Origin of the sequence: Micromonospora sp. RV43 (assembly GCF_001029515.1) — a bacterium.
GTDB lineage: Bacteria > Actinomycetota > Actinomycetes > Mycobacteriales > Micromonosporaceae > Micromonospora > Micromonospora aurantiaca.
Genome location: NZ_LEKG01000001.1, coordinates 143,068 through 158,146, shown reverse-complemented (window position 1 = coordinate 158,146; position 15,079 = coordinate 143,068). Strand labels below are relative to the sequence as shown.

The 15,079-nt window shown below is 74.3% G+C and carries 16 protein-coding genes; all 16 read left to right on the top strand.

What is annotated here, in order from left to right:
• The first annotated feature begins 32 nt into the window (after nt 1-32).
• A complete protein-coding gene (locus ABD52_RS00665) occupies nt 33-2,114 on the top strand; it encodes a heavy metal translocating P-type ATPase (RefSeq protein WP_047890404.1) in 2,082 nt (693 codons plus the stop codon).
• A gap of 94 nt (nt 2,115-2,208) precedes the next feature.
• Nucleotides 2,209-2,616, top strand: a complete 408-nt coding sequence (locus ABD52_RS00660; protein ID WP_013286770.1) for a molybdopterin-binding protein — start codon at nt 2,209-2,211, stop codon at nt 2,614-2,616.
• Nucleotides 2,613-3,395 carry a molybdate ABC transporter substrate-binding protein gene (modA, locus tag ABD52_RS00655; protein ID WP_013286769.1) on the top strand — a complete coding sequence of 261 codons (783 nt, stop codon included), beginning with the start codon at nt 2,613-2,615 and terminating at the stop codon, nt 3,393-3,395. The genes ABD52_RS00660 and modA overlap by 4 nt, the downstream gene beginning before the upstream one ends.
• Nucleotides 3,392-4,189: an ABC transporter permease gene (locus tag ABD52_RS00650; RefSeq protein WP_013476478.1), complete on the top strand. Its 798-nt coding sequence runs from the start codon at nt 3,392-3,394 to the stop codon at nt 4,187-4,189. The genes modA and ABD52_RS00650 overlap by 4 nt, the downstream gene beginning before the upstream one ends.
• Entirely contained in the window at nt 4,186-5,238 is a 1,053-nt protein-coding gene (locus ABD52_RS00645; RefSeq protein ID WP_047890405.1) for an ABC transporter ATP-binding protein, read from the top strand. Before ABD52_RS00650 ends, ABD52_RS00645 begins: the two co-directional genes overlap by 4 nt.
• A gap of 95 nt (nt 5,239-5,333) precedes the next feature.
• Complete coding sequence (locus tag ABD52_RS00640) at nt 5,334-5,606, top strand: hypothetical protein (RefSeq protein WP_013286766.1); 273 nt, start codon at nt 5,334-5,336, stop codon at nt 5,604-5,606.
• Nucleotides 5,607-5,697: 91 nt separating this feature from the next.
• Nucleotides 5,698-6,675, top strand: coding sequence for a zinc-binding alcohol dehydrogenase (locus ABD52_RS00635; RefSeq protein ID WP_047890406.1), 978 nt, complete (start codon nt 5,698-5,700; stop codon nt 6,673-6,675).
• 2 nt (nt 6,676-6,677) lie between these two features.
• The gene (locus tag ABD52_RS00630; RefSeq protein WP_047890407.1) at nt 6,678-7,076 is read left to right on the top strand and encodes a 6-carboxytetrahydropterin synthase; all 399 of its coding nucleotides are present in this window, start codon (nt 6,678-6,680) and stop codon (nt 7,074-7,076) included.
• 4 nt (nt 7,077-7,080) lie between these two features.
• Nucleotides 7,081-8,118, top strand: a complete 1,038-nt coding sequence (locus ABD52_RS00625; protein ID WP_047890408.1) for a glycosyltransferase family 4 protein — start codon at nt 7,081-7,083, stop codon at nt 8,116-8,118.
• The gene (locus ABD52_RS00620; protein ID WP_013476482.1) at nt 8,115-8,924 is read left to right on the top strand and encodes a class I SAM-dependent methyltransferase; all 810 of its coding nucleotides are present in this window, start codon (nt 8,115-8,117) and stop codon (nt 8,922-8,924) included. The genes ABD52_RS00625 and ABD52_RS00620 overlap by 4 nt, the downstream gene beginning before the upstream one ends.
• Before the next feature lie 102 nt (nt 8,925-9,026).
• Nucleotides 9,027-9,968 (top strand): lysylphosphatidylglycerol synthase transmembrane domain-containing protein, encoded by a 942-nt coding sequence (locus ABD52_RS00615; RefSeq protein ID WP_174361799.1) that lies wholly within the window; start codon nt 9,027-9,029, stop codon nt 9,966-9,968.
• A 69-nt stretch (nt 9,969-10,037) separates the two neighbouring features.
• Nucleotides 10,038-10,667 carry a GTP cyclohydrolase II gene (gene ribA, locus ABD52_RS00610; protein ID WP_047890410.1) on the top strand — a complete coding sequence of 210 codons (630 nt, stop codon included), beginning with the start codon at nt 10,038-10,040 and terminating at the stop codon, nt 10,665-10,667.
• A complete protein-coding gene (locus ABD52_RS00605) occupies nt 10,664-11,353 on the top strand; it encodes a dihydrofolate reductase family protein (protein ID WP_047890411.1) in 690 nt (229 codons plus the stop codon). The genes ribA and ABD52_RS00605 overlap by 4 nt, the downstream gene beginning before the upstream one ends.
• Nucleotides 11,354-11,460: 107 nt before the next feature.
• On the top strand, nt 11,461-13,140 hold the full coding sequence (locus tag ABD52_RS00600) for an extracellular solute-binding protein (protein WP_047890412.1): 1,680 nt from the start codon (nt 11,461-11,463) through the stop codon (nt 13,138-13,140).
• Nucleotides 13,137-14,162 carry a sugar ABC transporter permease gene (locus tag ABD52_RS00595; RefSeq protein ID WP_047890413.1) on the top strand — a complete coding sequence of 342 codons (1,026 nt, stop codon included), beginning with the start codon at nt 13,137-13,139 and terminating at the stop codon, nt 14,160-14,162. Before ABD52_RS00600 ends, ABD52_RS00595 begins: the two co-directional genes overlap by 4 nt.
• On the top strand, nt 14,159-15,079 hold the full coding sequence (locus ABD52_RS00590) for a carbohydrate ABC transporter permease (RefSeq protein ID WP_013286756.1): 921 nt from the start codon (nt 14,159-14,161) through the stop codon (nt 15,077-15,079). Before ABD52_RS00595 ends, ABD52_RS00590 begins: the two co-directional genes overlap by 4 nt.

Below are 15,079 nucleotides of genomic sequence, written 5' to 3'. Positions count from 1 at the left end.
GGGGGTATGGTGGCGGATGGAGGTGACGCCCGATGGAGCACGGAACCGGCCACCACGGAGGCCACGACACCGGCGGCCACGGCGGCGGTCAGGACGACCACGGCGGCGGGCACGGCGCGCACGCCGGGCACGACCCGGAGCAGTTCCGCCGCCGCTTCTGGCTCAGCCTGGCGCTGACGGTACCGATCGTCGCCACCAGCCACATGGTGATGGACTGGTTCGGCTACTCGCTCGAGTTCCCGGGCGTGCGCTGGGTCGGCCCGGTGCTCGGCACCGTGGTGTTCGCGTACGGCGGCTGGCCGTTCCTCACCGGCGGGCTGCGTGAGCTGCGCGAACGTGCCCCCGGCATGATGCTGCTGATCTCGATGGCGATCGTCGTCGCGTACCTCGCCTCGGCCGCCACCAGCCTCGGCCTGTTCGATCTCGACTTCTGGTGGGAGCTGGCCGCGCTGGTCACCATCATGCTGCTCGGGCACTGGCAGGAGATGCGGGCGGTCGGGCAGGCGCGCGGCGCGCTCGGTGCCCTCGCGGCGCTGCTGCCCGACGACGCCGAGCGCCTGGACGACGCCGGGCGGCCGCATCCGGTGCCGGTCGGCGAGCTGCGGGTGGGCGACCTGGTGCTGGTGCGCCCCGGCGGGCGGGTGCCGGCCGACGGCCGGATCGTCGAGGGCGCCGCCGAGCTGGACGAGTCGATGATCACGGGGGAGTCGCGGCCGGTGGCCCGCGCCGCCGGGGACCGGGTGGTCGCCGGCACCGTCGCCACCGACTCCACCCTCCGGGTACGCGTCGAGGCGGTCGGCGCGGACACCGCGCTGGCCGGCATCGGGCGGCTCGTCGCCGAGGCGCAGGCCTCCGGCGGGCGCGCGCAGGTGCTCGCCGACCGGTTCGCCGCGCTGCTGTTCTACCTGGCGGCGTTCGCCGGCCTCGCGACGTTCGCGGTCTGGGCGCTGCTCGGCGACCCCGACCAGGCGGTGGTACGCACCGTGACCGTGTTGGTGATCGCCTGCCCGCACGCGCTCGGCCTGGCCATCCCGCTGGTGGTGGCGCTGTCCACAGCGCTGTCGGCCCGCGCCGGCATCCTGGTCAAGGACCGGCTCGCGCTGGAGCGGATGCGCACCGTCGACACGGTCCTGTTCGACAAGACCGGCACGCTCACCACCGGCCGGCACACGGTGACCGGGGTGGCCTCCACCGGCGGGACGGACGAGGCGGTCGCCCTGGCGCTGGCCGGCGCGGTGGAGGCCGACAGCGAGCACCCGCTGGCCCGGGCGCTGGTGGCCGCCGCCGACGCCCGCGGCGCCCGTCCCGCCGCGCGCGGCTTCCGGGCACTGACCGGCCGGGGAGTGCGCGCCACTGTGGACGGCGTGGACTGGGCGGTCGGCGGTCCGGCGCTGCTGCGCGAACTCGACGCCGCGGTGCCGGACGACCTGGCCCGGGCCGCGCAGGAGTGGTCGGGCCGGGGCGCCGCGGTGCTGCACCTGGTCCGCCTGCCCGAGGGTGGCCCGCCGGAGGTGACCGCCGCGTTCGGGCTGGAGGACCAGGTCCGCCCGGAGGCGCGGGCCGCCGTGGCCGAGCTGCGCGACCTCGGCGTACGCAAGATCGTGATGATCACCGGCGACGCGCGCCCGGTCGCCGAGGCGGTCGCCGCCGACCTCGGGTTCCGGCCCGGCGTCGACGAGGTCTTCGCCGAGGTGCTCCCGGCCGACAAGGACAAGGCGGTGGCCGAGCTGCGCGGCCGGGGACTGACGGTGGCGATGGTCGGCGACGGCGTCAACGACGCACCGGCGCTCGCCCGCGCCGACGTCGGGCTGGCCATCGGCGCCGGCACCGACGTGGCGATCGAGTCCGCCGGGGTGGTGCTCGCCGGCTCCGACCCGCGCGGCGTCGGCGGCGTGATCCGGCTGTCCCGCGCGTCGTACCGGAAGATGCGGCAGAACCTGGCCTGGGCGGCCGGCTACAACGTGGTGGCGATCCCGCTCGCCGCCGGTGTCCTCGCCTGGGCGGGCGTCGCGCTCAGTCCGGCGCTGGGCGCGGTGCTGATGTCCGCCTCGACGATCGTGGTGGCGCTCAACGCCCAGCTGCTGCGGCGGGTCCGGATCACCCCGGCCGACTGAACCGCAGTTCCGGGCACCGAGGCGCATCGCGGCTCGCGGGTGCGAGCCACCACGCCCCTTCCGGCTCGCACCTGCGGGCCGCTAGGGTGAGCGCGTGACGGTGTTCCGGATCGGCGAGGCAGCCGAACTGCTCGGGGTCAGCGCGGACACGGTCCGCCGCTGGATCGACGCCGGCAAGCTGCCGGCCACCCGCGACGAGCACGGCCACCGGGTGCTCGACGGCGCCGACGTGGCAGCGTTCGTCCGCGCCCCCGGCCACCCCGAGCTGTCCTCGGCCCGCAACCGGCTGCGCGGCATCGTCACCGCCGTCGTCAAGGACACCGTGATGGCCCAGGTGGACATCCAGGCCGGGCCGTTCCGTGTGGTGTCGCTGATGAGCCGCGAGGCCGTGGACGACCTCGACCTCCAGGTCGGCTCCGTCGCCGTCGCGGTGATCAAGTCGACCACCGTCGTGGTCGAGCGCGCCCCCGCCACCACCCCCAGGGGAAGGACGAGCCCGTGACCGTACGGTGGATCCGCGCCGCGCTCGCCGCCGCGCTGGTGGGGGCGCTGGGCCTGACCGCCTGCGGCGGCGCGGACGAACCGGCCGGTCCCGACGGTGCCGGCCCGGTGACCGTGTTCGCCGCCGCCTCGCTCACCGAGTCGTTCACCACGCTCGGCAAGGAGTACGAGGCCGCCCACCCGGGCAGCAGCGTCACGTTCAACTTCGGCGGCAGCTCGGGCCTCGCCACCCAGATCACCCAGGGCGCACCCGCCGACGTGTTCGCCGCCGCCTCCCCGGCCACCATGAAGACGGTCACCGACGCCGGTGACGCCGACGGCGAACCTGCTGTGCTGGTCCGCAATCAGCTCGTCGTCGCCGTACCCCGTGGTAACCCGGCCCGGGTCGGCGGCCTGGCCGACCTCGCCCGCCCCGGCGTCAAGGTGGCGCTCTGCGCCGAGCAGGTGCCCTGCGGCGCCGCCGCGCGTACCGCCCTGGACGCCGCGGGCGTGCGGCTCACCCCCGCCACGCTCGAACAGGACGTCAAGGGCGCGCTGGCCAAGCTGCGTCTCGGCGAGGTCGACGCGGCACTGGTCTACCGCACCGACGTCCGCGCCGCACCCGGGCTCGACGCGGTCGAGTTCCCCGAGTCGGCGCGCGCGGTGAACGACTACCCGATCGTGGTGCTGCGCGCCGCCGGGAACCCGGCCGGCGCCCGCGCCTTCGTCGACTTCGTCCGCTCCGACGCCGGGCTCGCCGTGCTCACCGCCGCCGGGTTCCAGGCGCCGCCCGGCGCATGAGCCGCACCGTACGCCGGCAGCGGGTGCCGATCGCCCTGCTCGTGCCCGCCGGGCTCGGCCTGACCTTCCTCGTCCTGCCGCTCGCCGGCCTGCTGCTCCGGACGCCCTGGACCACGCTGCCCCAGCGGCTGGCCGAGCCGGGTGTGCTCACCGCGCTGCGGCTGTCGCTGGAGACCGCCACCGTCGCCACGCTGCTCTGCGTGGCGCTCGGCGTACCCCTGGCCTGGCTCTTGGCGCGGGTGGAGTTCCCCGGCCGGCGGCTGGTCCGGGCGCTGGTCACGGTGCCGCTGGTGCTGCCGCCGGTGGTCGGCGGCGTGGCGCTGCTGCTGGTCTTCGGCCGGCGCGGGCTGGTCGGGTCGTGGCTCGACGAGACGTTCGGCGTGACGCTGCCGTTCACCACCGCCGGGGTGGTGCTGGCCGAGGCGTTCGTGGCCATGCCGTTCCTGGTCATCGCCGTCGAGGGGGCGCTTCGCGGCGCCGACCCCCGGTACGAGGAGGCCGCCGCCACGCTCGGCGCCGGACGGTTCACCACCTTCACCCGGGTCACGCTGCCGCTCGTCGCCCCGGGCGTGGCGGCCGGGGCGGTGCTGTGCTGGGCTCGCGCGCTCGGTGAGTTCGGGGCCACCATCACGTTCGCCGGCAACTATCCCGGCCGCACCCAGACCATGCCGCTGGCGGTCTACCTGGCGCTGGAGACCGACCTGCAGGCCGCGATCGTGCTGAGCCTGATCCTGCTCACCGTCTCCGTGGTCATCCTCGCCGCCCTGCGCGACAAATGGGTCGGGACGACATGAGTGTGCTGGACGCGCATCTGGTCGCCGAGCGGGACGGGTTCACCCTCGATGTGCGGCTGCGCATCGCCGCCGGTGAGGTGGTGGCGCTGCTCGGCCCCAACGGCGCCGGCAAGACCACAGCGCTGCGGGTGCTCGCCGGGCTGCACCCCCTCACCGCCGGGCACCTCACGCTCGGCGGCGCCGACCTGGACCGGCCGGACCGCCGGGTGTGGACGCCGCCGGAGCGGCGGCCGGTCGGCGTGGTGTTCCAGGACTACCTGCTGTTCCCGCACCTCAGCGCGCTGGACAACGTGGCGTTCGGGCCGCGCCGCCGGGGCGCGGACAAGCGCGCCGCCCGCGCCCGTGCCCAGGAGTGGCTGGACCGGGTCGGCCTCGGTGACCAGGCCCGGCGCCGGCCCCGGCAGCTCTCCGGCGGGCAGGCGCAGCGGGTCGCGCTGGCCCGCGCGCTCGCCGTCGACCCGGCGCTGCTGCTGCTCGACGAGCCGCTCGCCGCGCTCGACGCCCGGACCCGGCTGGACACCCGCGCCGAACTCCAGCGCCACCTCGGCGCGCACCCCGGCGCGACGCTGCTCGTCACCCACGACCCCCTCGACGCCCTGGTGCTCGCCGACCGACTGGTCATCGTGGAGCACGGCCGGGTGGTGCAGGAGGGCGACGCCGCAACCGTCACGGCCCGGCCGCGCACCGACTACGTGGCCCGGCTGGTCGGCCTCAACCTGCACCGCGGCCGCGCCGACGGACACACCGTGACCGTCGGTGAGCTGACGCTCACCACCGCCGACACCGTCCACGGTGAGGCGTTCGTCGCGTACCCGCCGGCCGCCGTCGCGCTGCACCCGTCCCGGCCGGAGGGCAGCCCGCGCAACGTGTGGGCCGCCACCGTCACCGGCGTCCAACGCCACGGCGACAACCTGCGCGTGCAACTGGCCGGGCCGGTCGAGGTCGCCGCCGACGTCACGCCCGCCGCCGCGGCCCATCTCGGACTGATCCCCGGCCGCGCGGTCTGGGCGGCGGTCAAGGCAGCCGAGACGCGCGCCTATCCGGCGTGACCAACACCGCTGGTCGCGACGTGTCCGCAGGTGAGAGGTTTGATCTGCGCTCAACCGGTCACTGGGACGGTAGCGACGACGCAAAGGGGGACACGGTGCCCGACACGATCCGCAACAGGTCCAGTCTGGACGCCGACCTGCCACGGGGAGTCACCGACCCGTTGCTCTGGCGGGCCGCGTACGACGTTGCAGTCGCCCACCGGCCCGACGAGGCCGGCCGGTGCGAGAGCCTGCTGTGTGACGGTCAGGTCGCGCCGTGTGACGCGCTGACCGCTGCCCACCGCGCGATGGAACTGGCCGGGGACCGGCACGCCGACCGGGCCGATCCGGAGACCTGGCGTACGGAGCAGCGCCGGCGCGCCGCCTGAGCATCGGGTCGCGGGCGGTTCGAACCGCGGACGCCCCGCTTCCGTGTCTATGATCGACAACTCGGTCGGAATGCGGGGAAGAGGAGAGTTCGTGACGGTCGACGCCCACGCGTTCTGGCTCCGCGCCCCCGGCGAGGGCGAGATCCGGCCGGTCCGGCTCGCCGTTCCCGGCCCCGGTGAGGTGCTGGTCCGGACCCGCTTCTCCGGCGTCAGCCGCGGCACCGAGACGCTGGTGTTCACCGGCCGCGTCCCGGCCGACCAGCACGACGCCATGCGCGCGCCGTTCCAGGAGGGCGACTTCCCGGCCCCGGTGAAATACGGCTACCTCAGCGTCGGCACCGTCGAGGCGGGCGACGAGCGGCTGCTCGGCCGTACCGTCTTCTGCCTCTACCCGCACCAGAGCGCGTACGTGGTACCGGCCGACGCCGTGACCGTCGTGCCGGACGGCGTACCGGCCGAGCGTGCGGTGCTGGCCGGCACCGTGGAGACCGCTGTGAACGCGCTCTGGGACGCCGCCCCGCTGGTCGGCGACCGGGTCACCGTGATCGGCGGCGGCATGGTCGGCTGCGCGGTGACCGCGCTGCTGGCCCGCTTCCCCGGCGTACGCGTCGAACTCGTCGACGCCGACCCGGCCCGCGCCGCGGTGGCCGCCGCGCTCGGCGCCGGCTTCGCCACGCCCGCCGACGCCACCGGCGAGCGCGACCTGGTGGTGCACGCCAGCGCCACCGCCGACGGGCTGCAACGCGGCCTGGAGCTGCTGCGCCCCGAGGGCACCGTGCTGGAGCTGAGCTGGTATGGCGACCGGCCGGTCACGCTGGCGCTGGGCGGCGCGTTCCACTCCCGACGGCTGGGCATCCGCAGCAGCCAGGTCGGCACCGTCTCGCCCCGGCGGGCCGACCGCAGCTACGCCGACCGGCTCGCGCTCGCCCTCGACCTGCTGGCCGACCCGGCGTTCGACGCGCTGCTCACCGGCCGGTCCCGCTTCGACGACCTGCCCGACGTGCTGGACCGGCTCGCCTCGGGTGAGCTGCCGGCGCTGTGTCATCTCATCACCTACGGCGAGGAGTGATCGTGTTCAGCGTGACCGTCCGGGACCACATGATGGTCGCCCACAGCTTCCGCGGCGAGGTCTTCGGCCCGGCGCAGCGGCTGCACGGGGCGACGTTCGTCGTCGACGCCACGTTCCGCCGCGCCGATCTGGACGACGACGGGATCGTTGTCGACATCGGGCTGGCCACCGAGCAGCTCAAGGCCGTGCTCGCCGAGCTGAACTACCGCAACCTCGACGACGAGCCCGCCTTCGCCGGGGTGAACACCACCACCGAGGTGCTGGCGCGGACGATCGCCGACCGGCTCGCCGACGCGGTGCACGCCGGCCGGCTGGGGGAGGGCGCGCGCGGGCTCGCCGGGATCACCGTCACCCTGCACGAGTCGCACATCGCGTGGGCGAGCTACGAGCGGTCGCTCTGACCGGATGACAGTCGTCCACGTGGTGCTGCCGGGCGACATCGACGACCCGGCGGACCCCAGCGGCGGCAACGCCTACGACCGGCACGCCTGCCGGGGCCTGGCCGCGCGTGGCTGGACGGTACGCGAACACATGGTCCCCGGCGGCTGGCCACACCCGGGGCCACGGGAACGCGCCGACCTGGCCGGACTGCTCGGCGGGCTGCCCGACGGCGTGCCGGTGCTGCTCGACGGCCTGGTGGCCTCGACCGTGCCGGACGTGCTCGCCCCGCACGCCGCGCGGCTGCGCCTGGTGATCCTGGTGCACCTGCCGATCGAGGGCGAGACGGAGGCGCGGTCACTGGCGGCGGCCACCGCAGTGGTCGCCACCAGCGCGTGGACCCGCGACCGGCTGCTCGACCGCTACCGGCTGCGCCCCGAACGGGTGACCGTCGCGCCACCCGGCGTCGACCCGGCGCCCGTCGCCGACGGCACGCCCGGCGGGGGACGGCTGCTCTGCGTCGCGGCGGTAACCCCGCTGAAGGGCCACGACGTGCTCGCCGCCGCGCTCACCGAGGTGGCCGACCTGGACTGGACCTGCGACTGGGTCGGTCCGACGGACCGGGACCGCGCGTTCGCCGACCGGCTGCGCGGACGGCTCACCGCTACCGGTCTCGCCGGCCGGGTCCGGCTCACCGGTCCGCGCACCGGACCCGACCTGGCCGCCACGTACGCGGCAGCCGATCTGCTGGTTCAGCCCTCCCGGCGGGAGACGTACGGGATGGTGGTCACCGAGGCGCTGGCCCGGGGCGTACCGGTGCTGGCGAGCGACACGGGCGGCCTGCCGGACACGCTCGGGCACGCCCCCGGCGGCGACCGGCCCGGCCTGCTGGTGCCGCCGGGCGACCCGGGCGCGACCGCCGCGGCGCTGCGCCGCTGGCTCACCGACCCGGGCCTGCGGGACCGGCTGCGCCGCGCCGCCCGGCAGCGGCGGCACACCCTCACCGGCTGGCCGGTCACCGTGGACCGGCTGGCGACGGCACTCAAGGAGGCGACCGCGGCATGACCACCTCACTCCCGCCCGGCTTCGCGGACTGGCTGCGACTGCGCGAGCCCGCCGACGCGGCGGCCCGCAGCGCCGAGCTGGCCGACGCGGTCCGCGACCGGCTGCCCGCCGGCCGGCCGATCGTCGTGCACGACCTGGGCAGCGGCACCGGCTCGATGGCCCGCTGGCTCGCGCCCCGGCTGCCCGGCCCGCAGCGCTGGGTGCTGCACGAACGCGACGCGGACCTGCTGGCGCTGGCCCGGGCCGGACGGCTCACCGCCGCCGACGGCACCGAGGTCTCGGTGACCACGCGCGGCTCCGACGTCACCCGGCTGACCGCCGCCGACCTGGCCGACGCCCACCTGATCACCGCGTCCGCGCTGCTGGACATGCTCACCGCCGAGGAGGTCGAGCGGATGGCGGCGGCCTGCGCCGGCCACCCGACGCTGTTCGCGCTCACCGTGACCGGACGGGCCGAGTTCACCCCGCCGGACCCGCTGGACGCCGAGCTGACCGCCGCGTTCAACGCCCACCAGCGTCGTACCGTCGACGGCCGGGTCCTGCTCGGACCGGACGCGGTGGACGTCACGGTGGCCGCGTTCCGCCGTCACGGCGTCGAGACGCTCGTGCGGCCGACCCCGTGGCGGCTCGGCCCGGAGCAGGCGGAACTGGCCGCGGAGTGGCTCACCGGCTGGGTCGACGCGGCGGTCGAGGAACGACCGCATCTGTCCGGGCCCGCCGCGACGTATCAGAAGTGGCGGCTCACCGAGGCCGCCGCCGGCCGGCTCGAGGTGGTGCTGCACCACGCCGACCTGCTCGCCGGCTGAACCGTACCGGCTGCTGGCACGTGACAACCGGTGGGAACAAGGGAGGACCGTTTGTCACACGTCGCCTCCGCCGGACCCGTACCGGCCGTCGCATCCGTACCGATCCGGCCACGCCGGGCCCGGCTGAACGGAGCCTGGGTACGCCCGCTGCTCGGGCTGGCGGTGCTCGCCGCGCTCGTCGCCTCGGTGGGTACCGGCCCGTTCCTGGCCGGGCTGCGGCTGATCGACGCGCCGGCGCTGGCCGCCGCGCTCGGCATCGGCGTGATCACCACCGTCTGCTGCGCCTGGCGCTGGTCGCTGGTAGCCGGTGGGCTGGGCGTACGGCTGCCGATGCGCGCCGCGGTGGCGCACTGCTACCGGGCGGTCTTCCTCAACTCCACGCTCCCCGGCGGCGTGCTCGGCGACGTGCACCGGGCGGTACGGCACGGCCGCGACGCCGGGGACGTGGCCCGCGGCGTCCGGGCGGTGGTGTGGGAGCGCACCGCCGGGCAGGTGGTGCAGGTGGTCATCGCGGTGGCGCTGCTCGCCGCGTTCCCGTCGCCGGTGCGCCGGTACCTGCCGGCCCTCGCGGCCGTGCTCGCCGTGGTCGCGCTGGCGCTGGTGCTCGCCGCCCGCGCGGTGCCCCGCTCCGGGGCGTCCCGGCTCGCCCGGGCCGCCCGGACGGCTGTCGCCGACGTCCGCTCCGGGGTGCTGGGCCGCCGGACCTGGGCCGGCGTGGTGGTCGCCTCGACCGTGGTGTTCGCCGGTCACCTGGCCACGTTCGTGGTGGCGGCCCGCACGGCCGGCGCGGAGGCACCGCTGTCGCACCTGCTGCCGCTGACGCTGCTGGCCCTGCTGGCCATGGCGGTGCCGTTGAACGTCGGTGGTTTCGGGCCGCGCGAGGGAGTGGCCGCGTGGGCGTTCGCCTCGGCCGGGCTGACCGCCGCGCAGGGTGTGGCGACCGGCACGGTGTACGGCGCGCTGGTCCTCGTGGCCAGCCTTCCCGGCGCCGCGGTGCTGCTGGCACGGCGGATGCCTCGGCGCGAGCCCGGCAACTGTCGGTGATCCCGCCTACGGTGGGGGAGCGAGGTGTGCGTCGCCGGGTCCGCCCGGCGACCGGAGGACAGGAGAACCATGGACGAAACGCTGCCCGCCGCGACGGTCCGGACCCGCGTGACGGTTCCGCTCCGGTTCCCCGACGGCTACGTGACCACGGCCCGCGTGCACACCTTCCACGGTCTCGTCGACGGCCGCGAGCACCTGGCGTTCGGGCTCGGTGAGCACGCCGAAGCCGACCCGCCGCTGGTCCGCCCGCACAGCGAGTGCCTCACCGGGGACGTGTTCGGCAGCCAGCGCTGCGACTGCGGCCCGCAGTTGCGCGAGGCGGTCGAGCGGATCGCCGAGGCCGGTGGCTACCTGCTCTACCTGCGGCAGGAGGGGCGCGGCATCGGCCTGTACGCCAAGCTCGACGCGTACGCCCTCCAGGACGGCGGCCTCGACACGTACGAGGCGAACCTGGCGCTCGGGCGCGGTGCGGACGAGCGCGACTACACGGTGGCCGCGCAGATGCTCGCCGCGCTGGGCGTGGACCGGGTGGCCCTGCTCAGCAACAACCCGGACAAGGCGGCGCAGCTCGAACGGCTGGGCGTGACGGTGGCCGGCCGGGTGTCCACCGGCGTGCACCTGTCACCGGCGAACGCGGGCTATCTGGCGGCCAAGGTGACCCGCGCCGACCATGCCCTCGACCTGCCGTTCGTGCCGTGACGACCCGCCCGTACGTGCTGCTCAGCTGCGCGATGTCGATCGACGGCTACATCGACGACGCGACGACCGAGCGGCTGCTGCTGTCGAACGACGACGACCTGGACCGGGTCGACGCGACCCGGGCCGGGTGCGACGCGATCATGGTGGGCGCGGCCACCGTCCGCCGCGACGACCCTCGCCTACTGGTGCGCAGCGAGCACCGGCGCGCCGAGCGGGTGGCGCGCGGGTTGCCGCCGTCGCCGGTGAAGGTGACTGTCACCGGCAGCGGCGACCTCGATCCGCGGGCCCGGTTCTTCACCGCCGGTGACGGGCTCAAGCTGGTGTACTGCCCGAGCGGCGTGGTGGACAAGGCCCGCGAGCAGGTGGGCGCGGTGTCCACGGTGGTCGACGCCGGTGATCCGGCCACTCCGGAGGCGGTGGTGGCCGACCTGGCCGGGCGCGGGGTGGCGCGCCTGATGGTGGAGGGCGGCGGCTCGGTGCACCGCCAGTTCCTGACCGCCGGCCTGGCCGACGAGTTGCACCTGGTGGTGGCGCCGTTCTTCGTGGGGGACCGGCGGGCGCCGCGCTTCGTCGGGGACGGCCGCTTCCCGTGGCACCCGGGGCGCCGGGCCCGGGTGGTCGAGGTGCGCCAGATCGGCGACGTGGTCCTCACCCGCTACGCGTTGTCCGACCGCTGCCCGGCCTGACCGCCGTGTCGATCCGGTCCGCCCTTGTGCAAGCTCATCGACGTGATTAGTTTGTTGACCATCCATACGAACTAATCCACTGCGCTTCCCTTCCCGAAGGGGGACCGATGACCGCGCACCACCCCGACCCGGGCTCCTCCCGCCGCCGCTTCCTCGGCCTGGTCGGCCTCGGCGTGGCCGCCACCGCCACCGGCCCACTGCTCGCCGGCTGCTCGGAGAAGCCGGCCGGCTCCGGCACCGCCCAGGACCTCGACGCCGTCTCCGGCCTGCTGCCCACCCGCAAGGACCTGCCCGGCGCCGTCAAGCCCGACATCGTGGGCACCCGTCCGGTGCCCGACGGCTACACCCGCTATCCGGCGAACCTCGTCGACGCCATCACCGACAAGCCCGGCACCAGCGGGAAGCAGGTCACCGCGATGACCCCCGCCTGGGGGCCGGCGCCGCCCGGAGTCGCGCAGAGCGCCTACCTCCAGGCCGTGAACGCCGAGCTGGGCGTGCCCGTCAACTTCACCATCCAGGACGGCGCCACGTACGCCGACAAGCTCAACGCGATGCTCGGCGCGCGGGACGTACCGGACCTGCTGTGCGTGCCGGGGTGGGAGGTGGAGAAGATCCCGCGCTTCGCCGAGGCGATCAAGGTGCTCTTCGAGGACCTGACCGACCACCTCAAGGGCGACGCCGCCGGCGCGTACCCGATGCTGGCGAGCTTCCCCACCGGGGCCTGGCGGCGCGCGGTGTGGAACGAGCGGATCATGTCCGTGCCGAACCCCACGGACGGGCCGTTCCCCTGGGCGCTGTTCACCCGCAAGGACCTGCTCGACGCGCGCGGCCTGGCCGTGCCGGCGAACCTCGACGACCTGCTCGCCGTGGCCAAGCAGGTCACCGACCCGGCGCGCAAGGTGTGGGCGTTCAACGACGTCTTCGCCATGATCCAGATGTTCCACAAGGTGCCGGGCCACAAGGGCGGGTGGCGGGTCAAGCCCGACGGCACCCCCGAGTTCAAGTACGAGACCCCGGAGTTCCGCCGCGCACTGGAGGTCATGGCCAAGATCTACGCGGACGGCCTGGTCCACCCGGACATCGTGGCCAGCAAGGGCGCGGACGCCAAGCAGCTGTTCGCCAAGAACGGCGCGATCGTGTTCCACCAGGACGGCGTCGGATTCTGGCAGGGCGCCCAGGCCGAGCACCAGAAGACCAACCCCAGGCTGAACATCCAGCCGGTGCCGATCTTCTCCGCCACCGGCGGCGACCCGCTGGTCTGGGGCGACGACGAGCCGATCTCCTACACCTTCGTCAAGAAGGGCCTCGGCAAGGACCGGGTCCAGGAACTGCTGCGGATCATCAACTGGTGCTCCGCGCCGCTGGGCAGCCAGGAGGCCCAGCTGCGGGACTTCGGCGTCGCGGGCAAACACCACACCCCGTCGCCGAACGGTCCCGTCAAGACCGACCTGGCGTTCAAGGAGATCGCCAACCAGTACTTCTTCATCAGCGGCCGCAACCCCACCATCGGGCCGTTCCCGGACACCCCGCGCTTCGTGCCGGACGTGCTCGCGTACTCCAACGAGATGGTCAAGCACATGGAGCCCAACCCCTGGGCCGGGGTGAAGCTGGAGATGCCCGCGGCCTACAAGGCCAACCAGGTGCCCACCGAGGACAAGTTCACCGACGTGCTGCGCGGCCGCCGACCGCTGAGCGACGTGGACGCCATCGTCGCGGAGTGGAAGGCGAACGGCGGCCAGGAGGCCCGCAAACTGCTCGCCGACTCGCTGCCCAAGGAGGGCCGGTGAACGAGCCGGCCGTCCTGGCCGGGCCCGAACGGGCCCGGCCGGACGCGCCGGCCCCACCGGGCCGCCCGCCCCGACGTCGCCAGTCCCGCCGCCGGGTGCCGCTGCGCACCCGGCTGCGCCGGGACTGGCAACTGCTCGCCATGGTGGCGCCCGGCTTCCTCGTCCTGCTGATCTTCAGTTACCTGCCGATCGCCGGCAACGTGATCGCGTTCCAGGACTACAACCCCTACCTGGGCGACAACCCGTGGCAGGCGTTCCTGCACAGCGACTGGATCGGCTTCGGGCAGTTCCAGCTGCTGTTCGACGACCCGGCGTTCTGGGACGCGTTCCGCAACACGCTGGCGATCACCGCGTTCCAGCTCGTCTTCTTCTTCCCGCTGCCGATCCTGCTGGCCATCGCGCTGCACAACCTGATGTCCAGCCGGCTGCGCGGCCTGATCCAGACGATCGTCTACCTGCCGCACTTCTTCAGCTGGGTGCTGGTGGTGACGTTCTTCGTCGCGATGCTCGGCGGTGCCGGGCTGCTCGCCCAGAGCATGCGCGAGGCCGGGCTGCAACCGTGGAACGTGATGACCAACCCGGACACGTTCATCGTCCTGGTCACCGTCGAGGCGGTGTGGAAGGACGTCGGCTGGGGCACCATCGTCTTCCTCGCCGCGCTGTCCACCATCGACCAGAACCTCTACGAGGCCGCCGCCGCGGACGGCGCCGGCCGGTGGCGGCGGCTGTGGCACATCACGCTGCCCGGTCTGCGCCCGGTGATCGTGCTGCTGCTCATCCTGCGCCTGGGCGACGCGCTCTCGGTCGGCTTCGAGCAGTTCCTGCTGCAACGCGACGCCGTCGGCCGGCAGGCCGCCGAGGTGCTCGACACCTTCGTCTACCACTTCTCCATCGCCACCGGGAACTACGGCTACGGCGCGGCGGCCGGACTGTTCAAGGCCGTCATCGGGCTGGTGCTGATCCTGGCCGCGAACCGCGTGGCGCACATGCTCGGCGAACGAGGGATCTACTCGAAGTCATGACCACGCTCATCCGCCGGGCGTCCGGCACCCGATCCCGCCGGCCGGTGTGGCAGGAACCGCCCACCCCGGTCGGCCAGGGGCTCAAGGCCGTCGCGCTCACACTGCTGGTGGCGGGCGTGCTGTTCCCGCTCTGGGTGATCCTGGTGACCAGCCTCTCCTCCCGGGAGACCATCGCCCGGGCCGGCGGCCTGGTGGTCGTGCCCCGGGGGATCGACACGTCCGCGTACGAGACGATCTTCGCCGGTGGCGCGGTCACCCGGGCGCTGTGGATCAGCACGCTCGTCACCGTGATCGGCACCGCCATCGCGCTGACGGTCACCGTGCTCGCCGCGTACGGGCTGTCCCGGCCGGGCTCGCTGGGCCACCGCTGGCTGCTGGCGTACTTCCTGATCCCGTTCCTGGTCTATCCGCCGCTGGTGCCGCGCTACCTGGTGGTCACCGGGCTGGGCCTGAAGGACACCATCTGGGCGCTGGTCCTGCCGCCGGCGATCAGCGTGTTCAACCTGGTCGTGGTGCGCGGGTTCTTCCAGGGCATCCCGTCGGAGCTGCTGGACAGCGCCCGCATCGACGGCGCGAGCGACTTCCGTACGCTCGCGCGCATCGTGCTGCCGCTGTCCCGCGCGGTGATCGCCGTGGTCGGCCTGTTCTACGCGGTCAGCTACTGGAACGTCTGGTTCGACGCTCTGCTGTTCATCGACCGTAACGACATGTACCCGATCCAGCGGGTGCTCCAGAGCTACCTGCTGGCCGGGCAGGCCCCGCACACCTCCGGCGCGAGCAGCGGGGTGACCATGCCGCCGACCGAGGCGATCAAGATGGCGGTGGTGGTGCTGACGGTCGCCCCGATCGTCGCTGTCTACCCGTTCATCCAGCGGCACTTCGTCAAGGGCGTGCTGATCGGCGCGGTGAAGGGCTGA

Bases quoted from the DNA above. Each gene is read 5' to 3' on its own strand.
- ABD52_RS00665 (WP_047890404.1), top strand. From the start codon at position 33: ATGGAGCACGGAACCGGCCACCACGGAGGCCACGACACCGGCGGCCAC.
- ABD52_RS00650 (WP_013476478.1), top strand. From the start codon at position 3,392: ATGAGCCGCACCGTACGCCGGCAGCGGGTGCCGATCGCCCTGCTCGTG.
- ABD52_RS00645 (WP_047890405.1), top strand. From the start codon at position 4,186: ATGAGTGTGCTGGACGCGCATCTGGTCGCCGAGCGGGACGGGTTCACC.
- ABD52_RS00625 (WP_047890408.1), top strand. From the start codon at position 7,081: ATGACAGTCGTCCACGTGGTGCTGCCGGGCGACATCGACGACCCGGCG.
- ABD52_RS00620 (WP_013476482.1), top strand. From the start codon at position 8,115: ATGACCACCTCACTCCCGCCCGGCTTCGCGGACTGGCTGCGACTGCGC.
- ribA (WP_047890410.1), top strand. From the start codon at position 10,038: ATGGACGAAACGCTGCCCGCCGCGACGGTCCGGACCCGCGTGACGGTT.
- ABD52_RS00600 (WP_047890412.1), top strand. From the start codon at position 11,461: ATGACCGCGCACCACCCCGACCCGGGCTCCTCCCGCCGCCGCTTCCTC.
- ABD52_RS00590 (WP_013286756.1), top strand. From the start codon at position 14,159: ATGACCACGCTCATCCGCCGGGCGTCCGGCACCCGATCCCGCCGGCCG.